Origin of the sequence: Eubacterium sp. AM05-23 (assembly GCF_003477535.1) — a bacterium.
GTDB classification, from domain to species: Bacteria; Bacillota; Clostridia; order Eubacteriales; family Eubacteriaceae; genus Eubacterium; species Eubacterium maltosivorans.
The window spans coordinates 187,215-209,914 of the sequence record NZ_QUDF01000008.1 but is presented as its reverse complement, the minus strand read 5'-3'; the positions used below and the strand labels follow the sequence as shown (position 1 = coordinate 209,914).

General features: G+C 42.7%; 25 protein-coding genes and 1 other annotated feature. Of the genes, 23 read left to right on the top strand and 2 right to left on the bottom strand.

The genetic code is table 11. The annotated features are described in order from the left end of the window. Positions 1-107 precede the first annotated feature (107 nt). From DW091_RS13220 to DW091_RS13120, 21 genes are all read left to right on the top strand, one after another. Positions 108-1,250, top strand: coding sequence for an N-acetyl sugar amidotransferase (locus tag DW091_RS13220; RefSeq protein ID WP_118518370.1), 1,143 nt, complete (start codon positions 108-110; stop codon positions 1,248-1,250). A gap of 6 nt (positions 1,251-1,256) precedes the next feature. After that, positions 1,257-1,883 (top strand): imidazole glycerol phosphate synthase subunit HisH, encoded by a 627-nt coding sequence (hisH, locus tag DW091_RS13215; protein ID WP_118518369.1) that lies wholly within the window; start codon positions 1,257-1,259, stop codon positions 1,881-1,883. 2 nt (positions 1,884-1,885) lie between these two features. Beyond that, positions 1,886-2,656: an AglZ/HisF2 family acetamidino modification protein gene (locus DW091_RS13210; protein ID WP_118518368.1), complete on the top strand. Its 771-nt coding sequence runs from the start codon at positions 1,886-1,888 to the stop codon at positions 2,654-2,656. A 14-nt stretch (positions 2,657-2,670) separates the two neighbouring features. Then, positions 2,671-3,870, top strand: a complete 1,200-nt coding sequence (locus DW091_RS13205; protein WP_118518367.1) for a glycosyltransferase — start codon at positions 2,671-2,673, stop codon at positions 3,868-3,870. 11 nt (positions 3,871-3,881) lie between these two features. Beyond that, positions 3,882-5,072 (top strand): O-antigen polymerase, encoded by a 1,191-nt coding sequence (locus DW091_RS13200; protein WP_118518366.1) that lies wholly within the window; start codon positions 3,882-3,884, stop codon positions 5,070-5,072. Continuing rightward, on the top strand, positions 5,073-6,380 hold the full coding sequence (locus DW091_RS13195; protein ID WP_118518365.1) for a surface carbohydrate biosynthesis protein: 1,308 nt from the start codon (positions 5,073-5,075) through the stop codon (positions 6,378-6,380). It begins immediately after the preceding gene. Between the two features lies 1 nt (position 6,381). Further along, positions 6,382-7,362, top strand: a complete 981-nt coding sequence (locus tag DW091_RS13190; protein ID WP_118518364.1) for an NAD-dependent 4,6-dehydratase LegB — start codon at positions 6,382-6,384, stop codon at positions 7,360-7,362. Between the two features lie 11 nt (positions 7,363-7,373). Continuing rightward, positions 7,374-8,537 (top strand): LegC family aminotransferase, encoded by a 1,164-nt coding sequence (locus DW091_RS13185; protein ID WP_118518363.1) that lies wholly within the window; start codon positions 7,374-7,376, stop codon positions 8,535-8,537. A 15-nt stretch (positions 8,538-8,552) separates the two neighbouring features. Further along, positions 8,553-9,596, top strand: coding sequence for a sugar phosphate nucleotidyltransferase (locus DW091_RS13180; protein WP_118518362.1), 1,044 nt, complete (start codon positions 8,553-8,555; stop codon positions 9,594-9,596). A gap of 45 nt (positions 9,597-9,641) precedes the next feature. Further along, entirely contained in the window at positions 9,642-10,265 is a 624-nt protein-coding gene (locus DW091_RS13175) for an acetyltransferase (RefSeq protein WP_187368471.1), read from the top strand. 8 nt (positions 10,266-10,273) lie between these two features. Next, positions 10,274-11,272, top strand: a complete 999-nt coding sequence (gene neuB / locus DW091_RS13170) for an N-acetylneuraminate synthase (RefSeq protein WP_118518360.1) — start codon at positions 10,274-10,276, stop codon at positions 11,270-11,272. Next, positions 11,269-12,441: a UDP-N-acetylglucosamine 2-epimerase gene (neuC, locus tag DW091_RS13165; protein WP_118518359.1), complete on the top strand. Its 1,173-nt coding sequence runs from the start codon at positions 11,269-11,271 to the stop codon at positions 12,439-12,441. Before neuB ends, neuC begins: the two co-directional genes overlap by 4 nt. Next, the gene (locus DW091_RS13160; protein WP_118518358.1) at positions 12,434-13,150 is read left to right on the top strand and encodes an acylneuraminate cytidylyltransferase family protein; all 717 of its coding nucleotides are present in this window, start codon (positions 12,434-12,436) and stop codon (positions 13,148-13,150) included. The genes neuC and DW091_RS13160 overlap by 8 nt, the downstream gene beginning before the upstream one ends. Next, positions 13,140-14,543, top strand: coding sequence for an oligosaccharide flippase family protein (locus DW091_RS13155; RefSeq protein WP_118518357.1), 1,404 nt, complete (start codon positions 13,140-13,142; stop codon positions 14,541-14,543). The genes DW091_RS13160 and DW091_RS13155 overlap by 11 nt, the downstream gene beginning before the upstream one ends. Positions 14,544-14,711: 168 nt before the next feature. After that, positions 14,712-15,434, top strand: a complete 723-nt coding sequence (locus tag DW091_RS13150; RefSeq protein ID WP_118518356.1) for a hypothetical protein — start codon at positions 14,712-14,714, stop codon at positions 15,432-15,434. Between the two features lie 159 nt (positions 15,435-15,593). Beyond that, entirely contained in the window at positions 15,594-16,226 is a 633-nt protein-coding gene (locus DW091_RS13145) for a hypothetical protein (RefSeq protein WP_118518355.1), read from the top strand. 1 nt (position 16,227) lies between these two features. Further along, on the top strand, positions 16,228-16,758 hold the full coding sequence (locus DW091_RS13140; RefSeq protein WP_118518354.1) for a hypothetical protein: 531 nt from the start codon (positions 16,228-16,230) through the stop codon (positions 16,756-16,758). Positions 16,759-16,801: 43 nt separating this feature from the next. Beyond that, positions 16,802-17,170, top strand: a complete 369-nt coding sequence (locus tag DW091_RS13135; protein WP_118518353.1) for a hypothetical protein — start codon at positions 16,802-16,804, stop codon at positions 17,168-17,170. Positions 17,171-17,305: 135 nt separating this feature from the next. Then, on the top strand, positions 17,306-17,512 hold the full coding sequence (locus DW091_RS13130) for a hypothetical protein (protein WP_058694120.1): 207 nt from the start codon (positions 17,306-17,308) through the stop codon (positions 17,510-17,512). Positions 17,513-17,524: 12 nt separating this feature from the next. Next, a complete protein-coding gene (locus DW091_RS13125) occupies positions 17,525-17,947 on the top strand; it encodes a hypothetical protein (protein WP_158577894.1) in 423 nt (140 codons plus the stop codon). Further along, positions 17,931-18,488: a D-Ala-D-Ala carboxypeptidase family metallohydrolase gene (locus DW091_RS13120; RefSeq protein WP_187368470.1), complete on the top strand. Its 558-nt coding sequence runs from the start codon at positions 17,931-17,933 to the stop codon at positions 18,486-18,488. Before DW091_RS13125 ends, DW091_RS13120 begins: the two co-directional genes overlap by 17 nt. A gap of 7 nt (positions 18,489-18,495) precedes the next feature. Here DW091_RS13120 and DW091_RS13115 read toward each other — a convergent pair whose 3' ends face one another. Together DW091_RS13115 and DW091_RS13110 are read right to left on the bottom strand one after the other, a co-directional pair. Then, entirely contained in the window at positions 18,496-18,999 is a 504-nt protein-coding gene (locus DW091_RS13115; RefSeq protein ID WP_058694125.1) for a MogA/MoaB family molybdenum cofactor biosynthesis protein, read from the bottom strand. A 10-nt stretch (positions 19,000-19,009) separates the two neighbouring features. Further along, on the bottom strand, positions 19,010-19,705 hold the full coding sequence (locus DW091_RS13110; protein ID WP_058694126.1) for a HesA/MoeB/ThiF family protein: 696 nt from the start codon (positions 19,703-19,705) through the stop codon (positions 19,010-19,012). A 140-nt stretch (positions 19,706-19,845) separates the two neighbouring features. Beyond that, positions 19,846-20,107, top strand: a binding site (T-box leader). Between the two features lie 110 nt (positions 20,108-20,217). On the opposite strand from DW091_RS13110, the gene DW091_RS13105 reads away from it, so the two are divergent. Next, complete coding sequence (locus DW091_RS13105; protein WP_118518350.1) at positions 20,218-21,756, top strand: sodium:solute symporter; 1,539 nt, start codon at positions 20,218-20,220, stop codon at positions 21,754-21,756. 153 nt (positions 21,757-21,909) lie between these two features. Beyond that, the gene (locus DW091_RS13100; protein WP_158577893.1) at positions 21,910-22,515 is read left to right on the top strand and encodes a DUF2284 domain-containing protein; all 606 of its coding nucleotides are present in this window, start codon (positions 21,910-21,912) and stop codon (positions 22,513-22,515) included. Positions 22,516-22,700: the final 185 nt, after the last annotated feature.

Sequence of the window (22,700 nt, the reverse complement as noted above, 5' to 3'; positions counted from 1 at the left end):
GTGAGTGTGAAGGTGGTGAAGGTGATTCAGAGTTATGCGGGGATTGTGAAGAAAACGACATGGCATCAACCATGAACAGAATAGAAGAATAAAAGAAGGGAGATTCGATGGAAAACGAGAAACGAGACTATCAGGTATGTACCAACTGTGTCATGGATACCACCGATTCAAAGATTACCTTTGATGAGAAAGGTGTGTGTGACCATTGCCGTAACTTTGAAAAAAATATACGTCCTTACTGGAATCCCAATGAAAATAGAATGGACGAACTTCAAAAAATAGCCGATAAAATTCGAAAAGCTGGAAAGGGACATGATTATGACTGTATTCTCGGATTAAGCGGCGGCGCAGACAGCTCCTATCTGGCTTATATTGCAAAAGAAGTGATGCATTTAAGACCACTGGCTTTTGTGGTGGATACCGGTTGGAATTTAAATGTGGCAGTAGAAAATATTGAAAAGATTGTAAAAGGTCTGGAGCTTGATATGTATACTGAGGTAATCAATTGGAAGGAAATGGCAGATCTCCAACTGTCCTTTTTCAAGGCTCAGATCTCTTCACAGGATTTTTTACAGGATCATGCTATTTTTGCAAGCTTATACAATTATGCAACAAAACATCATATCAAGTATGTCCTTACAGGAAGTAATAATGCTACGGAATTCATTCGCCCGCCTGTTGAATGGATTTATATGAATGATATAAGAATGATGCGAGATATCCATAATAAATACGGCAGAATCCCTTTAAAGACCTTTCCGCAGTGTGGCATGTTTAAGTACCGATTGCTTTATAAATATATCTATGGCATGGAGAGAGTCTATCCCCTAGATTATGTGGTTTATAACAAAGCAGAGGCAGAGATCATGCTCCATGAAAAATATGGCTGGGAGAGATATGAAAATAAACACTATGAAAATGTGTTTACCCGGTTCTTCGAAGGTTATTATTTACCGACAAAGTTTGGATTTGACACCAGAAAAAATGTCTATTCCAACCAGATATTAGCAGGTACCATGACTCGGGATGAAGCGATTGAACTCCTGAAACAGCCAGCCTATGATCCGGATATGATGGAACAGGATAAAGAATATATTGCCAAAAAGCTCGGCATATCAACAGAAGAATTTGAAAAAATTATTGCCGGAGAGAACAAGACACCTCAGGACTATAAAAATACTTTCTGGTTAATCAAGCTGGCAGTGAAAGCCTGTAAGCTTCTCGGCATTGAAAATAGAAATATAAGGTAGGAGAGTATGGTCGCAATTATAGATTACGGTTTAGGAAACCTTGGCTCCATTGCTAACATGCTTAAAGCGATCGGAGAAAAAACGATTGTTACAAGTGACGCAGAAAAAATACATAATGCAGAAAGGCTTATCCTTCCGGGGGTTGGCGCTTTTGATGCCGGTATGGAGCAGCTTGAAAAAAGAGGGCTCGACTCAGTTATTCAGCGCGAGGTAGCGAGTGGCAAGCCAATACTCGGGATATGCCTTGGGATGCAGCTGCTTGGACGCAAAAGCGAAGAAGGAAAAAAAGCAGGGTTAGGACTAATTCCCTTTGACAATGTGCGATTTGACTTTTCAAATATTGATGAGAACCTTAGAAAACAGTTAAAAATCCCGCATATGGGCTGGGATATTGTCGCGTTCAAAAAGAACGTTCCTCTGCTTCAGGATATTCAGGGCACTCAGCGGTACTACTTTGTCCATTCTTATCACGCCGTATGCGACAGCGAGGAAAACGTCCTGATGACCTGTGACTATGGCTATGAATTTGCAGCCTCCGTTTTCAAAGACAATGTTTATGGCGCTCAGTTTCATCCCGAAAAGAGTCACGATTTTGGCATGAAGATTTTTGAGAACTTTGTCAGGAGGTGCTAGGAATGTTTACGAGACCGAGAATTATCCCTGTGCTTCTGATTGATGACCGGGATTTAATCAAAACAATAAATTTTAAGCAGCCAACCTATCTGGGGGATCCTGTCAATGCGGTTAAAATTTTTAACCGAAAAAGAATTGATGAGCTTTCGATTCTGGATATCTCTGCAACAAAGCGAAACACAGAGCCCGACTTTGAATTGCTTGAAGATATTGCAAGCCAGGCCTTTATGCCGCTGAGCTATGGTGGCGGCATAAAAACGATTGAGCAGATTCGAAAGCTGCTTGCGATCGGATATGAAAAGATCGTCATCAATACCGCTCTGGTTGAAAATCCAAACCTTGTAACAGAAGCCGTCAAACTGGCCGGAAGTCAAAGTGTGGTGGCCTCCATTGATGCTAAGCTGGTGAAGGGTAATTACAAATGTGTGATCGGTGACGGACAGGAGACGATTGACATAACTCCATCAGATCTTGCGAAAAGAGCCGAACAGCTTGGCGTTGGTGAAATTTTTATTAACTCGATCGACTGCGATGGTATGATGCAGGGATATGATATTAAGCTGGTAAAAGATGTTACATCAGCAGTTTCGGTTCCGGTTACAGCATGCGGCGGCGCAGGTGGTATTGAAGATTTAAAGGTTGTTTTGAAGGAAGGCCACGCTCATGCAGCGGCTGGTGGGAGTATGTTTGTTTACTACGGAAGACTAAAAGCGGTATTGATTACTGCGCCCAGTGAAGATGAATTGATAAAAGCCGGTATTTATTCGGTTTAGGGAGAGACGAAAGAGTGAGAGTATTACAGATTGATGTCAACTGTAAGTCAGGAAGTACCGGGAAAATTGCTTATGATTTACATACACAGCTCATAAAAGATGGGCATATCTCCGCTGTTTGCTATGGCAGAGGCGAAAAGATCAATGAGCCGAATATCTATAAATTTGGCTATGATCTGGAAACAAAGATTCATGCGGGCCTAACACGGATGACTGGTCTGACAGGATGCTACTCTTATTTTTCAACCAAACGACTCTTGAAATTTATGAGAGCGTTCAGGCCGGATGTGGTACATATCCACGAGTTGCACGCCTATTTTGTGAATCTAAAGCCAGTGATCAGATACCTGAAAGAAAAGAAAATCAAAACGATTTGGACCTTTCACTGTGAATTTATGTATACCGGAAAGTGTGGATATGCCTATGAATGTGAAAACTGGAAGACCGAGTGTGGAAAATGTCCTCATTTAAAAGATTATCCCAAAAGTTTCTTCTTTGATTTTACAAAAAAGATGTTCAGGGATAAAAAGAACCTGCTGTCTGATTTTGAAAATCTTACCATTATTACGCCCTCCCAGTGGCTGGCAGACCGGGCGAAACAATCCTTTTTGGGGGACAAAGGTATACAGGTGATCCATAATGGAGTGGATACAGAAAATGTGTTTTATCCTAGAAATTTTGAGCATCTAAAAAAAAGGCATCATTTAACCGATGAAAAAATTATTTTAGCCGTTGCTCCAGATCTTATGAGTGAAAGAAAAGGTGGAAGATATGTGGTAGAGTTGGCTGAAATGATGAAGGGTGAGAATGTCAAATTTATTCTGATTGGTGTTGAAGATTTAAGTGAAAAATTTCCAGACAACGTGATTGCTTTGGGACGCACAGATAATCAGATCGAACTGGCAGAGTATTATTCGATGGCGGATGTGTTTGTTATATGCAGCGAACGCGAAAACTTTCCGACCACTTGTGTTGAAGCGATATGCTGTGGGACGCCGGTTTGTGGATTTGATGTAGGGGGAACAAAAGAGACTACACCTGTAAATTTTGGATTATTTGTAAACTATGGTGATTTAAATAATTTAAAAATAAAAACAATAAAAGGAATTAATGTTGTTAATAATAGAGCTAAATATTTTGAATTTGAACGGTTGAATTATTCTCGCAAGAATATGTATCTTAAATATAAAGATTTTTATACTAAAAATAACTGAACGGAGTAATTATGTCATTTGTTTTTCTTTTATTAAATGGAGTAGGGTTATATATTTTCTTTTATTTAAAAACAAAAGATATTCTAAATCCTTTTAGTCTTTTTTTAATTATTTGGTTTACTGTTTCCGGATTAGCTTGTATACATTTAAGTAATTTGCAAACAAAGTGGAATTTAGAAATGTATGCAGTTGTATGTTTAAGTGGATATTCAATAGCATTGGTTGGAATAGTAAAAACTAGTGGTAAGCAAAATAACTTTTGGTATAATCAAAAAAGTTTCAATATTAACGTTGTTTATAAAGCCCTAACAAAATTAATTTTTTTCTGTGCTTTGTACTGCGCCTTTTTAGAATGGAGAGAACAAAACTATTTATTACCCGGTCTTTTGTCTAATCAATTTATAGGTGATGCCAAAGATCTAGTAGTGGCATTAAAAGGAATACATTATGGGGCATACTTATTGCCTTATTGCTCAGTTTTTTCTTTTTTTGAATTAATTTATGATGAAAATAAAAGAGTTAAAGAAAATATATATAATATTTTTGTTATTCTAATTGGTATTTTTTATTCATATGCAGTAATTATCTCAAGAGGGACATTACTTGATATGGCTATAGCTTTCCTTTTGATCTATCATTCTAAATATAAAATAAAACCTAAAATGCTTATTATTTTATTAATAGTGTTATTAACGGGTTTTGTAATAATATCCCAAATGAGGTTAAATGAAGGATCATTAGTATTTAATGCAATATCTCAAAATAGTACATTTAGTTCTATATATACTTATTTAACATTTGGCTATCAAAATTTATTACAATTAATAAACAAAGGTTCGCCTTATACCTTGGTTATTTATACATTTAAACCTATTTTGTATTTTTGGAACCTAAACATTGAAAATTATTTTATCAATTATACATTAATGTTTTTTAATTCAAAAACTTTTTTATATGGATTCTATCATGACTTAGGGTTAATCGGCATAATAGTATATCCAATGCTAATTTTTTCTTTTATAGGTGTAATCTATAAAAAAGCAAAGGAATACCCTTCCTATATTTTGTTATTAGCGCTATTGCAAAAAGCAATATATATGTCTTTCTTTGGAAATTATTTTACTGGTGAATTCATCATAATGTGGCCTTATATTATCACCGTAGTCTTAATATGGGTATTGCAAAAAAATGTGGAGAAATAAATGAATGTTGACTTTGTGTTGTTTTACGAAATAGAAGTAAGAGAGTTAGAGTCTTTAGTCGTTTTAAAAAAATATTTAGAAAAAAAAGGATATTCAGTGGTTATAAGTGATAGTTACGGTCCAGAGTACTTAAAAACAATATTAAAATATCAACCTATGGTGGTTGTTGTACCTTGGTTACGCAACACTGATAATATAATAAGATTTTGTAGTTTTAAGAATAAAATAAATAAAATTGTAAATTTGCAATGGGAACAAATTTATAGTAATCGGACTTTAAAAAATGGTATAGGAGAAATTAAAGGAATTGCAAAAAATGCATATCATATTTGTTGGGGAGAGGTAACAAAAAGTAGATTAAATTACCTCGAAGATTCCAAGTTACTTTTATCAGGAGCAATACAACTCGATTTTTGTAGAAATGAATTTTCTGAGTACTATTTAAATAAAAATGAATTAAGTGAAAAATATAATTTGGATATTAAAAAAAAGTGGTGTATTTTTATTTCAAGTTTTTCATATGCGACTTTGTCGAAAAAAAGATTAGATGAAATTAAAAATACTTACTGTGATATGAATGATTTTGTGCTTATATCTCAAAAAAGTAGAGAAATGATAATAAGTTGGATTACTGATCTATTAAGAAGTAATAAGCAGATAGAATTTATTTATAGACCACATCCATTGGAGACTATTGATGAATATTTGAAGAAAATTTCTTTAAAATATAAAAATTTTCATGTGATTGATAATTTAACAGTAAAACAATGGATAAAAGTTTGTGATATCATCAATAATTGGTTTAGTACTTCAATCGCGGAGATTTATTATATGAATAAAGCTTGCAATATTTTAAGGCCATTAAAAATACCAGAAGATTTGGAAGTGGAAATTATGAATGAAGCGCGTTTTATAACTAAAAAAGAAGAATTTATAAAAAATATTGATGAAGAAGATAACTCAATGTTTCCCATAGATCATAAAGTAATAGAAAACTATTACAAAAATAGCGGCAAAATTCCTGTCTATCAAGTATTGGGTGATTTTATTATTGAATTATTGAATAAAAATAATGGAGATGATTTTGAAATTAAAAAAAGAGATATCATGAGTTATAGAATTCGAAACGTTTCAAGTTCGTTCTATTCTTTAGCTTGTTTAGTAGTAAAAACATTTAAAATAAAAATAAGTAAATATATAAAAAACCAAAAATTAAAAAGGATCTTTAAAAATATGGAGCAATATATTGGAATAGAGAAACGAATAAGTGCTATAGAAAAAAAAAATAAAGAATATTTAGAGGAATAAAATGAAAAAAATACTTATCACCGGTGCTGATGGCTTTATCGGCAGCCACCTAACCGAAGCCCTACTCGAAGCAGGCTACAACGTTAAAGCCTTTGTCTACTACAATTCATTCAACAACTGGGGATGGCTGGACACCATCCCTAAGGAAAAAATGGATCAAATTGAGATTTTTACCGGCGATATCCGTGACCCAAACGGTGTCCGAACTGCCATGAAAGGTGTGGACATGGTCTTTCATTTGGCTGCTTTGATCGCTATCCCATTCAGCTATCATTCACCGGATTCCTATGTAGATACGAATATCAAGGGGACGTTAAATATCCTGCAGGCAGCCAGAGATTTGAAAACCAGCCGGGTTTTGGTAACATCCACTTCCGAGGTTTACGGAACTGCCAGGTACGTGCCCATTGACGAGCACCACCCTTTCCAGGGTCAATCGCCCTACTCGGCCACTAAGATCGGCGCAGATCGTCTGGCAGAAAGCTTCTACCGCAGTTTTGACATGCCAATTTCCATTGTGCGCCCCTTTAACACTTATGGTCCAAGGCAGTCCGCCAGAGCCGTTATTCCAACGATCATCAGCCAGCTCTTGGCAGGTAAAGAGGAGATCAAATTAGGTTCGCTTACACCGACCCGGGATTTTAATTTTGTTAAAGACACCGCCAATGGGTTTATTAAAGTTGCTGAGTCGGATAGAACGATTGGCGAGGAAATCAATATTGCGACACAGCAGGAAATCTCTATCGGTGAGCTGGCACAGGAAATCATTAACCAGATTAATCCAAATGCAAAAATTGTATGTGAAGAACAGCGTCTCCGGCCAGAAAAAAGTGAAGTCAATCGGTTGCTCGGTTCCAATGAAAAAATCATGCGCTTAACCAATTGGAAACCCCAGTATACCTTTAAACAAGGGATTGAGGAAACCATCAAGTGGATGCGTGAAAACCTGGATGCCTATAAAACCGACATTTACAACGTATAAGGAAGTGTGACATGAAACCATTTATCCCATTATCCGTTCCAAACATCAAAGGCAATGAAATCCAATATGTGACCGACGCCCTTGAAAGAGAGTGGGTCTCCACGGGCGGCGCTTACATCGACCGGTTTGAAAAAGAGATCGCCGACTATCTGAATGTGGATACAGCTGTTGCCTGCCAGAGTGGGACTGCTGGCCTCCATCTGGCACTGCTTCTTTCAGGCGTCACCGCTGACGATCTGGTTATTGTGCCGACCTTAACCTTTATAGCTGCCGTCAATCCCGTGAAATACATAGGCGCTGCACCGGTTTTTATGGACTGTGATAACAGCCTTTGTATGGACATGGACAAGTTTCAGCGCTTTTGCGAAGAAGAATGCAAATTACAAGATGAAGAGCTGATTCATCTTAAGACACAAAAGCATGTAAAAGCAGCAATTGTGGTTCATGTTTTTGGAAACATGGCCGATATGGAAAAAGCCGTCATGATTGCGGACAAGTACCACCTGGTTCTCATTGAAGACGCAACCGAAGCATTAGGGTCATATTATACAAAAGGAGACTTTGCCGGAAGATATGCCGGAACCATTGGCGATATTGGCGTTTACTCTTTTAACGGTAACAAAATTATTACTACCGGTGGTGGTGGAATGATGGTCACCAAGGATCCTGTGTTGAGCCAAAGAGCAAGGTATCTCTCAACCCAGGCCAAAAACGACGCCATCAACTTTATCCACGGCGATGTGGGCTATAACTACCGTATGACCAATCTGCAGGCAGCTGTCGGGGTCGCTCAGCTTGAAAAGCTCAATGATTTTATTGTGGTTAAAAAGGTAAACTACCAACACTATAAAGAGGGCATTCGAACACTGGATGGTCTTCAGTTGCTGCCTTTTAACAAAGCCATCGAGCCGAATTACTGGTTTTACAGCCTGTATATAGAAGATTTAGAAAAATATTCAAAAGAGACAATCATCGAAAGGCTGTCCGAAAATAATATCCAGACAAGACCCATCTGGGGCTTGATTCATGAACAAAAGCCCTACCAGAAGGGTAGGACTTTCGAAATCGAAAAAGCAAAAGATTATCACAAGCGTATTGTCAATCTGCCCTGTAGCAGTAACCTGACTGCAAAGGAAGTGGATCGAGTGCTTGAAACCCTCAGTAATATAAAATAACAACGGGAGACCACCATGCATTTTCAGGATCTATTTATTAACGAAAACAAAACCGTTCTCAAGGCCATGAAACAACTGGACACCGTGAGCAAGGGCATCCTTTATCTGGTGGACGAAAAGAGCCGGCTCCTGGCAGCGTTAACCGATGGGGATATTCGCAGACACCTGTTGAAAGGTGGACAACTGCAAGAGTCTATCAAAGCGATTGCTAATTACAGCCCGAAATATATTTTCGTTGAGGACAGAGAGCAGGCACAGCAGGCCATGCGTGAAAAGCATATTCTCTCCATCCCGATTGTGGATCATGAGAAAGTTATAAAGGGAATCTGTTTTTTGAACAATGGCGCGTTGGAGGAGAGACAAAAGCTTAAATTGCCGGTAGTCATGATGGCAGGAGGGAAGGGCACACGGCTGTATCCTTACACCAAGGTTTTGCCTAAGCCCCTCATTCCCATTGGCGATCTCCCCATCGCGGAGCATATCATCAATCGGTTTATGGACTTTGGCTGTGACGCGTTTCATCTGATCGTCAATCATAAAAAGCAAATGATCAAAGCTTACTTTGCCGAAACGGAGATAGCAGGCCAGATTACTTACTATGACGAGACCGAGCCTTTAGGTACAGGAGGGGGTCTCAGCCTGTTAAAGGGAAAAATCCACCAGCCCTTTTTCCTGACAAACTGTGACATTATTGTCAAAGCCGATTACAGTGATATTCTGGATTTTCACAGAAAAAACGGCAATACCATCACCATTGTCTGCGCCTACAAGCATTTTACCATCCCTTACGGTGTTATCACCATGGGGGAAGGCGGCGATATTGCGGATATGATTGAAAAACCCGAGTATTCCTTCTTGACCAACACCGGTTTTTATCTTGTAGAGCCTGAAGTTTTAGAGGATATTGAGGAGCATGTCAGCATCGGCTTTCCAGACATTGTTGAGAAACAGCGGGAGCAGGGCAAAAAAGTGGCCATTTATCCCGTGAGCGAGAAATCCTGGATGGATATGGGGCAGCTTGAGGAGATGGAAGAAATGCGGAAAGACTTGGGCGTATAGACTTAATCAATAAAAATGGGCTACGTCGATAAGAGGTTTATAATAATGAAAGATATTGTAATATTAGGCTCTGGTGGATTTGCATCAGAAGTAGAATGGTTAATTGAAAGAATTAATCAAAACGAAAAAACATGGAATTTTATTGGTTTTGTTGACCAGGAAAAAAATGCAGAAAAAGTAATTGGTGATGATCAATGGCTGATTAATCAAAAACATCCAATATACGCAGTGTGTGCTGTTGGAAATGCTAAGTTGCGAGAAAAAATCATATCAAAAATATCTGTCAATCAACAAGTGTCTTTTCCCACCTTGATTGATCCATCTGTGATCTATTCAGATTCGAATTTTTTTGGTAAAGGGTGCATCGTTTGTGCAAGTTCAATCATTACTGTTAATGCAGTAATCGGAAACCATGTTATCATTAATTTGGACTCAACTGTTGGTCATTCAGCTATTCTTGAGGATTACTGCACCTTATACCCAAGCGTTAATATTTCAGGAAATGTGAACATTCGTAAAAATGTTGAAATTGGAACAGGCGCTAATATTATTCAAGGTGTAAAAATTGGTGAGAGCACGATTATAGGGGCTGGATCTGTTGTTGTTAAAGACTTGCCAGATAACTGTACCGCTGTGGGAGCACCGGCAAAACCGATTAAGAGACATTAGGAGTTTATATGAAAGTATATATCATCGCGGAAGCAGGCGTCAATCACAATGGAAGTTTAAAACTGGCAAAAGAAATGGTTATTAAAGCCAGAGAGTCTGGCGCAGATGCCATCAAGTTTCAAACCTTTAAATCAGAGCGTGTTGTATCTTCTTTGGCCAAGAAAGCAGCATATCAGATTAAAAATACCGGCAGTGCCGATGAAAGCCAGTTAGAAATGGTCAAAAAACTGGAGTTAAGCTTTGATGATTTTCGGGAGCTTCAGGATTTCTCAAAAGAAAAAGGCATTCAGTTTTTGTCCACCCCCTTTGATCTTGAAAGCATAGACTTTTTAAACCAGCTGGATATGCCCTTTTGGAAACTGCCGTCGGGCGAAGTTACAAACTATCCCTATCTGGTTAAAATCGCCCAGACTCATAAGAATATTGTCATGTCCACCGGCATGTGTACCTTGGATGAAATCGACGAGGCCCTCGCCGTGCTAAGAGAGAACGGTGCGGGTAAAATATCTCTTTTACACTGTAATACCGAGTATCCGACGCCCATGGAGGATGTCAATCTTAAAGCGATGGAAACCTTAAAAAAAGAATTTAATACGCCTATAGGTTACTCCGACCATACAAAAGGCATTGAGGTTCCCATCGCGGCGGTTGCCATGGGAGCGACGATTATCGAAAAACATTTTACCTTAGACCGTAATATGGAAGGCCCCGACCACAAAGCCAGTCTGGAACCATCCGAGCTCAAGGTGATGGTTCAGGCTATCCGCAATATTGAAAAAGCCATTGGAACCGGGGATAAAAAGCCAACACCTTCAGAGATTAAAAATATGGCGATTGCCCGAAAGAGTATTGTCGCCAGCCAGCCCATTAAAAAAGGAGAGGTTTTTACAGAACAAAACATTACCACCAAACGCCCCGGAACTGGTATCAGCGCCATGCGGTGGCGCCAGGTTCTCGATCAGAAAGCAACACGTGACTTTTCAGAGGATGAGTTGATTGAAGTATGAAAAAAATATGTATTGTTACCGCAACACGGGCAGAGTATGGCCTCTTAAGTCCTGTTATCAAAAAATTGGATCAAAATCCCTGTTTTGATGTACTAGTCATCGCAACAGGTGCCCATCTCTCGCCAGAGTTTGGTTTAACCTACCGTGAAATTGAAAAAGATAAGATTGTCATTGATCAGAAAATCGAGATTCTCATGAGCTCTGACACGCCAGTCTCCATCTCCAAAAGCATGGGTCTGGCCATGATCAGCTTTGCAGAGTATTTTGACCGTACCAATCCTGATATGCTCATTGTTTTAGGTGACCGTTACGAAACCCTAGCTGTTTGCTGTGCCGCCATGAACGCGCAGATTCCCATTGCGCATTTATACGGCGGAGAGACAACCGAGGGGGCCATTGATGAGAGCATCCGCCACGCAATCACTAAAATGAGCTATTTGCATTTTACCAGTACTGAGGAATACCGAAAGCGGGTGATCCAGCTAGGCGAAGCGCCTGAACGTGTCTTTAAAGTCGGCGCCATGGGAGTCGAAAATATTCTTTCGATAAAGCTGCTCTCAAAAGAAGCACTGGAGGCGAGTATTACGTTAAAACTGGATAAGCCCTACGCAGTGATTACCTTCCACCCCGTCACCTTAGAAAAAAACCAGGTTGAACAACAATTTGACGCCCTGTTAAGTGCCTGTGATGCCCATCCGGAGATGCAGTTCATTTTCACCAAAGCTAATTCCGATGCCCATGGAAGAATCATCAACCAGAAGATCGATGACTATGCGTGTAAGCACAAAAATGCCATTGCCTTTGAATCCCTGGGCATGCTCCGTTATCTGAGCGCTTTAAAATACGCGCAGATGGTCATTGGCAATTCCTCCAGCGGTTTGATTGAGGTCCCTAGCTTTCATATCCCCACCATCAATATCGGTGACCGCCAGAAGGGAAGGATACAGGGAAAAACCGTCATTAACTGTGTGCCTGAAAAGAACGCTGTCCTAAAGGCAATGGATCAGGCGAATGATCCAGAGTTCAGGGAAAGCATACAGGATGCGGTAAATCCTTACGGCGATGGAAAGACCAGTGACAAGATGAGTGAAGTGCTCACTGATTTTTTGATGAATGATCGGATTGATTTGAAAAAGAAGTTTTATGATATAGAGGTTTTGAATGTATAAAGGAAAAAGGATTCTCGCAGTAATACCAGCACGCAGCGGCTCCAAAGGGCTTCCTGATAAAAATATTAAAGAGCTCAACGGTAAGCCTTTGCTGGCATATACGATTGAAGCAGCTCAAAAGACAAAAGCAATTGACGAAATTTTTGTATCCACCGATTCAAAAGCGTATAAAGAAATAGCAGAATCATATGGTGCCAATGTTCCTTTTTTAAGGCGCAATACATTAGCGACAGATACGGCCTCCTCTTGGGATGTCGTCAAAGAAGCGGTCATTGAATACGAAAAGCTGGAGCAGAGGTTTGATATTTGTATGCTTTTGCAGCCAACCTCCCCACTCAGAACAGAAAAGGATATTTTAAACGCACTGGAGATATTTATCAAAAAGAGTGCGAATACAGTAGTGTCGGTATGCGAAACCGATCATTCGCCATTATGGGAAAATACACTGCCTGAAGATGGCAATATGAGCAATTTTTTTGATAAAGTCATTACTGGAAAAAGAAGACAGGATTTACCGATTTATTATCGGGTCAATGGTGCTGTTTATATTATAAAAACAAAGCATTTAATGACAAATACCGAAGTATACGATGATAAAAGTTTTGCTGTGATTATGGATAAACAGAGTTCGGTCGATATTGATGATCGTTTTGATTTTATGATGGCTGAGATGTTAATCAAAGAAAGAGCATTTGGTAATGAAAATTAAAAATTCTTTTTTGACGTCCTCGATCATTTATGTATTCGGCAGCTTTTTAACTAGCGGTTTAGCCTTTATCACAACACCAATCTTTACCCGGCTGTTAACCCCAGAAGATTATGGTATCACTTCTGTTTTTGCTGCATGGTTAAATATTTTTGTTAATTTTATAGGCATGCAAACTTTAGTATCAATCGCCCCAAGATACGTGCATCGTAATAAAACAAAATTTAATGAATACATATCTTCAATTCTTTTTTTGTCAACTATAAGTTTTATCGTTGTATTAACTATTAGTTTTATATTTAAAGAGCTATTAGCTTTATTATTAAATATGACTGAGTTTTTAGTGGTAGTTTTGGTTGTGCAAGCTTTTTTTAGCTATGTTCAACAATTTTATAATACATATTTAATACAAACAGGACAAGCAACGCAATCATTAATTATATCATTAAGCTATTCTGTAGTAACGATAGTTTTGTCTTTATTTTTGATATACAATATGAATACGGATCGTTATTATGGAAAAATTTTAGGAAATGCAATCATTACATGCTTACTAGGAATTATATTGTTTATTATCATAATGCTGAAAGGAAAAAAATATATATCGAAAGAAAATTGGAGTTATTGTTTACCTTTAGCATTACCTTCAGTTATTAATTCGTTGTCTTGTTTGATTTTAAACCAATCCGACCGTATAATGTCTCAAAAAATTTTGGGTGATTATGAAGCCGGCATCTATTCTTTCGCATATAATATTGCATTGGTTTTATTAACACTATGGAACGCAACAAACAATGCATGGGTACCATGGTATTTTGAAAACACAAAAAAGGGAAACAGTATTGATATCAACAAGTTTTCAAAAAAATATATTAATATAATTAGCGTTTTATGTTGTTTAATAATGTTACTAATACCTGAAGCGATGAAAGTTTTAGGCCCCGAAAGTTATTGGAGTGCTGGGAGATTGACGGCTATAATTATCATAGGAATCTATTTTTATTATTTATCTATGTTTGCAACAAATTATGAATTATACAAGCAAAATACAAGATGGATTGCAATTGGGACGGTAGCCGCATCCATTATAAATATTGGTTTGAATTTGTTCCTTATGCCTTTAATTGGAAATATTGGAGCAGCTATAGCCACATTAATCTCTTATTTTTGTTTATTTATATTTCATAATATTTTGGTGAAAAAGTTTGAAGGATTTAATATTGAAAGAAAGAATTATTTTTTTGGAATTTTAATAGTAGTAGTGTGCTTTGTAATTTTTAACATTACATACAACCATGTTCTCATAAGAGGTGGCATTGCACTAATATTATTATGCGCAATATTTTTTAAGAACAAAACAATCCTTTTGGAAAAGTTAAAGAAATTATGTAAATAGATGCTTTCCAGCATCCACCCATCCGGCAAGCGAAAGCACAGCCATACGTCTTTCGCCTGCCGTTTTTTATACTCTTATATTCCAGAAAGGAGGCGTTTCCCTTGGTGTAAACAAGCTTGTCATTGTCGGATATAAACAGATTGTAAAAAAGGAGAAGTAAAGGTTAAAATGAAATCGATAACAGAATTGAAATACGAGTCCCTGCCCATGGGCTTCGACAATGGGCAGGTCAGGCTGACGGATGAAAATATCAGCAGGATTTTACGGTTTTCGGGCGCGCCGCTGGGGTTTTTGCGGTGCTGTGAGGCAAAGGGCAACGGTACGGTGGTGCTGTATGGGGATGGACAGGCTTTTATCATCCCGGTGGAGACCAGCTATTTTCTGGACTGTATCGGGGAGTATCTGGATATAAACATGGCAAGACGGCGAAAGACCACCATGCGGTTTGCAGGAAAGAGAAGCAATAACGTCATTTTTTTAGGGGCTGGGCTTGAGTACATCCCTGTCAAGGTGGATATGCCCTGGGTGAGCGCAAAGCGGTTCAGCTATCTTAACTGGCACGCGGTATACAGAGGGCATGACCGCAGGGCCAGAGCCCTGGTTACTTTTTCGGGCTTTTCGATTCCTTACCGGCAGCGGCCCTGCAGGGTGCAGGAAAAGCTGGACGAGGGCTGGCGCATCCGGGAAATGTTTATTAAACGCCACTGGCCGGTTTACGGAGAATGGCTGCACTGTAAAGAATGCGGAATTCAAAGCGTATGTCTTGAGTGGCATCATCAAACAGCGTCTCCGAACGAAGCTTTTTCGGTTTTACCAGAAGCGCATAAAATAAAACATTATTCCTCAGAAATGCAGAGGTTTACAGTTATTAAAAAACACGATACTTTTTAAACTTTAAAGAGAAAAATATTGCCATAAAAAGATATAAAACGCTGCGTTTTATGTTTTTTTACTGCTTATCATCCCCTGGAGACGAGATGCGCTTTATTAAAAAACCGCTATAATTAAACCTAACGTCAGCGCTGGCGAAAGTAACCGAAAGGAAATGGTATGAACGAAGATTTAAAAAGAAATGCGTTTTATGAAGAGCCCTGGTATGATTTAAAGCAGATGTCTGAGGGCTGCAGAGAATGCGCTTACCGGGCGGATGAAACACGCTGCAGGCTGTACTGTCGCTTTTTAGACGCGCAGGGGCAGTGCCAGTGCTTTCACAAGGAGGGAGAGCCCTTTGAGAGCCGCCCAATCGAGTGGGAAATGACCGATATTGAAAAGCGGCTGCTCAGGGCAGAGACACCCGAGTTTAAGGAGGTGAAGATGATCTGGCTGAACAACGTTTTGCTCAGCGATGATCCGCTGCTCTACAACATTTATGATGTTGGAAAAGTTTTAGGCCTAAGGCCCTACGAAACGGAAATGTTTCTGCTCAGGCACTGCAAAAAGCAGGATCTGCTTCAGATGCAGGTGCCCCGGCAGGATAACGGCCCGAAGGATTGGTATATGACAGCTGACGGCGTTCGCCGGATGGCCCTTGCGCGCTTTGAAAAGGCTGAAGTCGAGGACAGACTGTGGTTCTTTTACGATGAGTGGGAATGGATCAGCCGGACTTATTTTAAATCGATGCCGCAGATAGCAAAGTGTTTTTACAGCGGCCAGTCTTTAGTGAATATATGGGAGGTAGAGTAGGATGAATAAACCCGTTTTAGCAACTTTGGAACAATGTATTGGCAGTGATTACCATAAACTGCGCGTATACACCGATATCTATGAGGAGGGCAGCCGGAGCTATTTTGTTTTAAGAGAGATCGCGGGAGATTTAGGTAACCGGGATTACCGCTGTTTTTTAAAGAAGGCACCGGCCTCATCCATATGCAAAAGGCGTATTAAAGACCGCCGCGGGCGTGCCAGCAATATGCTGATGATCAGCCAGGAAGGGGTGATGGCCCTGCTTAAAAAACAAGGCGGCAAGGCGGCCACGGGTTTTAAACGTTATCTGGAAATCTGCGTGCTGCCTGTCATCCGCCATGAGATCGACGCGGCCCGGATGATGTTGCCTGAAAGCGAAAAAGCAGACAAAAATCAGGAGGAAAAAGAGAACATGGAGGAGGCAATCCGGATGCTCTCAGGCGCTCTGGCTTTCCAGGTCATTAAAAATCAGGAGCTTGAAACGCGGCTCGAAATGGTGGAGGAGCGCCTTTTGCAAAGGGCAGCTGCCTGAGGAGCTTCATGAATTTTTTTTCGGAGCTGGAGGCTTTTATCGAATGGCAATCCGATCTGCCTGCAGACCGCAAGCTTTCGGAGGGGGCCGTGGCGCTTGGATTTACCTGCTTTACCGGTGCAATTGCTGCGCGCTGCCGTCCATTGATGGACGGTGGCTGTGGCGGGTGGAGTTCTTTGTGCGGCCAGAGGGCATTGAGCGCCTCTTTGGGCGGAGCGAACGCAATATCCGCCGTTACCGCAAGGAGCTGGTAGACGCCGGACGGCTCAAATATCAGAAGGCGGTTAAAAACCGGCGCAAGGGCGTTTATACTTTAATCCCTTTTGCGGATAATGTGGCGCCCACGCGCCTGAAGAATCTGGCGGATGAAACCGTGTCGGTTTTCGGCCTTGTGGATAAGTATGCCGGATAGGGTAAAGCGGCCAGATATGACCGCAATGTGGACAAAAAGAACAAGATAGCGGCAACATCGCGGACACAGGTGTCCGCCATTAGTAATATTATTAATAATATTATATATTAATCTTTATTAATTCAGGAGGTGCGTTTGTACACAAACCGATACGGAGCAGGAAGACCCTGTACAGGGCGGTTGAGACATTACACTGTGGAAGGGGAATGCCGGGTGCGCAAAGTGCTGTCGGCCAGAAGCCGCGAGGAGGCGGAGGATTGCTTTTACGAGGCGGCCGGCGCGGTGGAGGATTGTTTTCCAGAGGCGGTTCTGGAGATTCGGTCCATTCGCGAGGATGAGTGAAGGAGGGTGTGCTTGAGTAAAAAGTACGCGGAGATCGGCGTGTTGGTGGCAAGGGCGCAGGCAGGAAGCAAGGCGGCAGCGGAAACGCTGCTGCTGACCTTTAAACCGCTGATTTTAGCCACCATTAGCGAGTATGTTTACGATAAAACCCAGCTGGAAGATGCGTATCAGGAGGCCTGCGTCCTTTTTATGGAGCGTTTAAAGGATTTTAAATCAGAGCAGCCCGGTTATTTTCCAGCCTATATCAAAAAACAGCTCTTTTACGCCTTTGTCCAGAGCGCCAAAAAACGACCGGGAACCTCGGTTCAGGCGGCGTTTTCGCTGGATGTAGAAACAGCGGAGGGCGCAAGCCTGGCAGAAGCGCTGCCGGCTGAGGAGAGCGCAGAGACCGATGAAAGACGGTGTGCGAGGGAAAAATATGAAAAAATTTTATAAACGTATTTTTATCACACTGGCCGCTGCGCTGGTCGTTGTTACCAGCGCGGTGTTTTTCGCAAATTTTCAGGACATGCCAAAGTCGGAGCCAGAGGTATCAGCGCCGGAGCCGGAAACTACGGCACCCCGGCCTGCGGAGGAGATGGGCGCGGAGACACCATCTGCGCCGGAAGCTCCAGCGCCGCCTGAAGACCTGGAGCCTCGCGCGTCCACACATTTTCTGATGTCGGAATATGCCTGCGATTGTGCGGGCTACTGCGATGGCTGGCCTGTGAATATGAACCCAGAGCTCCTTGAAAAAATAGAGGCGCTGCGGTGCACTTTCGATTGTCCGGTCATCATTACCTCGGGGGTACGCTGTGAGGCGCGAAACGAGGAGGTGGGCGGTGTAAGCTGGTCCTTTCATAAACGTGGCTGCGCGGCAGACCTGTACTGTCCGGGCGTGGCGTTGGGCGATCTGGTGCTGGCGGCCAAAGAGCTGGGTATGAACGTGCTGCCCTACTACAGCCAAGGCTATCTGCACGTCGAGGTCAATGGCTAGGCCAGCCTTACTTTTCCGGTGCAGCGCACTCGGCTGAGCCGGCGCTCAGCAGCATTTCAAGCCCATGATCCAGCGCTGGCAGGATGGCGGCCAGATTTTCGCGGACAGCCTTTGGGCTGCCGGGCAGATTGATGATGAGGGTGCGCCCGCGAATGCCGGCGGCGCTTCGGCTCAGCATGGCCTTTGGCGTGATTTTCAGGCTTTCATAACGCATGGCCTCGGGAATGCCGGGGGTCAGCCGGTCACAGACCGAGGTAGTGGCCTCGGGGGTGACATCCCGGGGTGAAAAGCCTGTGCCGCCAGTGGTCAGAATCAGATTAACCGGGTCGATGGCGTCGCACAGGGCTTTTAAATTACTTTCGATAATGTGCTTCTCGTCGGGCAGGATGGCGGTATGCACGACCTCGTACAGGTCAGCATCCAGCATCTCGGCAATGACGGGGCCGCTTTTGTCTTCGCGTTCTCCGCGTGAGCCTTTATCGCTCAGGGTTAGAATGGCTACAGTAAACATGATATCCTCCTTAAAGTTCAAAGGTTGTGAATTCGTTGTCGAGCAGATCGATGTAAAGCAGTTTTTTGCGCAGGGTTTCCCCTTTTCCAGTCAGAAGCTTCAGGGCCTCGCTCACTTCCACTGCGGCGGCCAAAGCGGGTGTAAATGCCGGATTTCCGCCGCTCTGGGGTTTGTAAGCTCCGTTGTCCTCCTTTACTTTGTAAAGCAGTGAAAGGGTATCGTCTCCCGGAAAAATAGTGGTAACCTGAGCGTTAAAGCCGCCGATGGCACCGTGAACCAGAGGCTTTTCAAGCTTTTTACAGGCTTTTTGGAGCGCGAGGCGCGCTGGGATATTGTCTAAAGCGTCGATGACAACGTCGCTGTCGGCGATAAATTCTTCAGCGTTGTTCTCGTTTAAAAAGGCATCGTACACGGTGACGGTAACGCCGCTGTTAATGGCGTGAACCCTGGCGGCAGCGGCTTCGGCCTTTGGGCAGCCGATGTTTTCCTCGGTGCACAGGAGCTGTCGGTTCAGGTTGGAGACATCGAAAATATCGCCGTCGACCAGAACGAGCCCGTCGATGCCGATCCGGGCCAGCGCCTCGATAATATAGCCCCCAAGGCCGCCGCAGCCCACCACGCTGACCGTGCTGCGCTGGATAATGGCAAAATCATCCGGCGAAAAGGCCGGAAAGTTGCGGTCGTATCTTTTGGTAAAAAGGTTCATCAGAAGGCCTCCTCAATGTTTGATATGCCCATTATAGCATGGTTTACGGCGAAAAACCAAGATTTCCTGTATAAAATTACTTTTGATGGATTGACAGACATACTTTAACATGATAGAATTTAAAAATCGAAACTGCAATGTTAAAGGCTGTGACCAGAAAGAAGTAGGAATGCTTAAGTCTCCCAGAGAGCTGCCGGTTGGTGTGAGGCGGTGAGAACGGCGTTTTGAATACATTTTGTGAGCTGTGTACCGAAAGGGTTTTCCGAGTAGGCTGCAACGGGAGCGCCCGTTAAAGCGCAAGGGTATAAGCGTATACATGTGCGCCGTACCCTGTGAGCGCTCCGCTGTGAAGCGGCGCGAAATTGAGGTGGTACCGCGGGTATATGAGCTCCCGTCCTCTGTCTGGAGGACGGGATTTTTTTATTTGGCATTTTCCTGTCCGACAGATGCTTCTGTCGCGTTTTGGTAAAGCGGGTCATCCGCAAATTAAAAGGAGAGGATTATGGTTTAATATGACAGAAAAGATTGTTTTACTCGTGGCGTTTTTTGCCAGTATGGTGATCGTTGGCTTCTACTGCCGGAAGCATTCCACCGATGTCAATGGGTTTGTGCTTGGAGGCCGCTCCGTCGGTCCGTGGTTAACGGCTTTTTCTTACGGGACTTCTTATTTTTCCGCCGTTATCTTTGTGGGCTATGCCGGACAGTTTGGCTGGAAATTCGGGATCGCGTCCACCTGGATTGGCCTGGGGAACGCGGTTTTAGGCTCGCTGCTGGCCTGGGTGGTGCTCGGGCGGCGCACCCGCATCATGACCCAGTATCTGGATACAGCCACCATGCCGGAGTTCTTCGGCAAGCGCTTTGATTCCAATAAGCTGAAAATCGGGGCGTCCATCATTACCTTTGTGTTTTTAATTCCCTACACTGCATCGCTTTACAATGGGCTTTCCCGCCTTTTTGGCATGGCCTTCAATATTGACTATACCGTCTGTATTGTGGTTATGGCAGTGCTGACAGGAATTTATGTGATTGCCGGGGGATACATGGCCACAGCCATCAACGATTTTATCCAGGGGATTATTATGATCTTTGGGATCATTGCTGTGGTGGCCGTGGTTTTAGGGAACAACGGCGGCTTTATGGAAGCGCTGAACACCCTGTCCCATGTCAGCGACCCAGCGGTCTCCAGCCAGGCCGGCGCTTTTACGTCCTTTTTCGGCCCGGATCCTCTGTCGCTGCTGGGGGTTATTATCCTGACCTCCCTGGGAACCTGGGGACTGCCGCAGATGGTTGGCAAGTTCTATGCAATCAAAGATGAGCACTCCATCAACAAGGGCATGGTTATTTCCACCTTTTTCGCCATTATTGTGGCCGGCGGATCATATTTTTTAGGCGGCTTTGGCCGTCTGTTCTCAGACCGGATCGACATTGCTGCCGGCGGCTATGATTCTATTATTCCCACCATGCTGGAGGACCTGCCCTCCCTGCTCATTGGGATCGTGGTGATCCTGGTTCTGTCGGCCTCCATGTCCACACTGTCTTCGCTGGTCATGGCGTCCAGCTCGACCCTGGCCCTGGATCTGATTAAGGATAACCTGATTAAAAACATGGATGAGAAAAAGCAGGTGTTTACGATTCGCTGCCTGATTGTGGTTTTTATCCTGATTTCGGTGATCATCGCCATTGTGCAGTATAAGAGCTCTGTCACGTTTATTGCCCAGCTGATGGGCATATCCTGGGGCGCTCTGGCTGGAGCGTTTCTGGCGCCGTTTCTTTACGGTTTATACTGGAAGCGGACAACCAAAACGGCGGTCTGGGTTTCCTTCATTTTCAGCACGGTGCTCATGATCTGCAATATGCTCTTCCGCACAGCTTTTCCGCCGGTCTTGCAGTCACCCATCAACGCGGGTGCCTTTGCCATGATCATGGGCCTGATCTTTGTGCCGGTGATCAGTCTCCTGACCAAAGCGCCCAGAAAGCGTCTGGTGGACGACGCCTTTGCATCCTATGATACCAAGGTCATTGTATCGGTTAAGGAAGATTTGGGAGAATAGAACAGTATTTAAGACATCCTCTGCCCTTCGGCAGAGGTGTTTTTTATATATGAGGCAGTTTTTTATGCATTTTTTTAAAAAATGAAAAGGTTTGACAATCAGGCTTTTTGTCACTATACTGAGTACAGGTAAATGATTACAGGAGGAAAGACAATGACAAAGAACGCGAAAGACAGGACCTTTGAGACAGCTGAGCTTCCGGAATACCGGGTGGAGGCCTACGTGGCTGAGATACCCGTTCCCGAATATATGGAGAGCTGCGTGGATATTCCCACCTTTTTGGGTTATTGCGAGGCTTGCCCAAGCTATGGAAAAACCTGGGCCTGTCCGCCTTTTGATTTTTCGGTTCAGGATTTCTGGCTGAGTTACCGGAGTTTTTATATGAGTGGCAAGAAAATTATCTTTGATACCCGGGAGATTAGCCGGGACTGTGCGGTGGAGGATTTTAAAAAGATTTCGGGGCAGATTCTTAAAAAGGAAAGTCATGCCCTCGATACTGAGCTTATAAAGCTTGAAGCCCAGTATCCCGGCAGTGTGGCGTTGTCCATGGGCAGCTGTGACGTCTGTGGGGAGGGGGGGTGCACCAGGCCTTTTGGAGAGCCCTGCAGGCGTCCGGAAAGAATGCGGCATTCGGTAGAATCCCTTGGCGGCAATGTGGGGCTGTCGGTTAAAAAATACCTGAAGCAGGAGATACAGTGGATGTCTGAGGACCGTCTGCCCGAATATTTTATGCTGATGGGCGGACTGCTGAAGAAATAAAAAAGGGCGGAGAAGCCCTTTTTAGCATGTAGACAAATATTATCATGAAGAGGTGAAGCGTTAAAGAGAGGACGGTTTAGTTGAAAGTGGATAGTGGAAAGTTCAGGTGCAAATCTGCCGCTGGCAGATTTGATGTGATGCGGCCTATGGCCGCCCTTTTAATCGCTTTGGCGTCAGCCAAAGGG

Excerpts from the sequence above, each read along its gene's own strand:
- hisH (WP_118518369.1), top strand. The coding sequence starts at position 1,257 with ATGGTCGCAATTATAGATTACGGTTTAGGAAACCTTGGCTCCATTGCT.
- DW091_RS13120 (WP_187368470.1), top strand. The coding sequence starts at position 17,931 with ATGAAAAAATTTTATAAACGTATTTTTATCACACTGGCCGCTGCGCTG.
- DW091_RS13210 (WP_118518368.1), top strand. The coding sequence starts at position 1,886 with ATGTTTACGAGACCGAGAATTATCCCTGTGCTTCTGATTGATGACCGG.
- DW091_RS13195 (WP_118518365.1), top strand. The coding sequence starts at position 5,073 with ATGAATGTTGACTTTGTGTTGTTTTACGAAATAGAAGTAAGAGAGTTA.
- neuB (WP_118518360.1), top strand. The coding sequence starts at position 10,274 with ATGAAAGTATATATCATCGCGGAAGCAGGCGTCAATCACAATGGAAGT.
- DW091_RS13110 (WP_058694126.1), bottom strand. The coding sequence starts at position 19,705 with ATGAACCTTTTTACCAAAAGATACGACCGCAACTTTCCGGCCTTTTCG.
- DW091_RS13150 (WP_118518356.1), top strand. The coding sequence starts at position 14,712 with ATGAAATCGATAACAGAATTGAAATACGAGTCCCTGCCCATGGGCTTC.
- DW091_RS13155 (WP_118518357.1), top strand. The coding sequence starts at position 13,140 with ATGAAAATTAAAAATTCTTTTTTGACGTCCTCGATCATTTATGTATTC.
- DW091_RS13200 (WP_118518366.1), top strand. The coding sequence starts at position 3,882 with ATGTCATTTGTTTTTCTTTTATTAAATGGAGTAGGGTTATATATTTTC.
- neuC (WP_118518359.1), top strand. The coding sequence starts at position 11,269 with ATGAAAAAAATATGTATTGTTACCGCAACACGGGCAGAGTATGGCCTC.
- DW091_RS13135 (WP_118518353.1), top strand. The coding sequence starts at position 16,802 with ATGGCAATCCGATCTGCCTGCAGACCGCAAGCTTTCGGAGGGGGCCGT.
- DW091_RS13175 (WP_187368471.1), top strand. The coding sequence starts at position 9,642 with ATGAAAGATATTGTAATATTAGGCTCTGGTGGATTTGCATCAGAAGTA.
- DW091_RS13145 (WP_118518355.1), top strand. The coding sequence starts at position 15,594 with ATGAACGAAGATTTAAAAAGAAATGCGTTTTATGAAGAGCCCTGGTAT.
- DW091_RS13220 (WP_118518370.1), top strand. The coding sequence starts at position 108 with ATGGAAAACGAGAAACGAGACTATCAGGTATGTACCAACTGTGTCATG.
- DW091_RS13160 (WP_118518358.1), top strand. The coding sequence starts at position 12,434 with ATGTATAAAGGAAAAAGGATTCTCGCAGTAATACCAGCACGCAGCGGC.
- DW091_RS13180 (WP_118518362.1), top strand. The coding sequence starts at position 8,553 with ATGCATTTTCAGGATCTATTTATTAACGAAAACAAAACCGTTCTCAAG.
- DW091_RS13105 (WP_118518350.1), top strand. The coding sequence starts at position 20,218 with ATGACAGAAAAGATTGTTTTACTCGTGGCGTTTTTTGCCAGTATGGTG.
- DW091_RS13100 (WP_158577893.1), top strand. The coding sequence starts at position 21,910 with ATGACAAAGAACGCGAAAGACAGGACCTTTGAGACAGCTGAGCTTCCG.
- DW091_RS13185 (WP_118518363.1), top strand. The coding sequence starts at position 7,374 with ATGAAACCATTTATCCCATTATCCGTTCCAAACATCAAAGGCAATGAA.
- DW091_RS13190 (WP_118518364.1), top strand. The coding sequence starts at position 6,382 with ATGAAAAAAATACTTATCACCGGTGCTGATGGCTTTATCGGCAGCCAC.
- DW091_RS13115 (WP_058694125.1), bottom strand. The coding sequence starts at position 18,999 with ATGTTTACTGTAGCCATTCTAACCCTGAGCGATAAAGGCTCACGCGGA.
- DW091_RS13140 (WP_118518354.1), top strand. The coding sequence starts at position 16,228 with ATGAATAAACCCGTTTTAGCAACTTTGGAACAATGTATTGGCAGTGAT.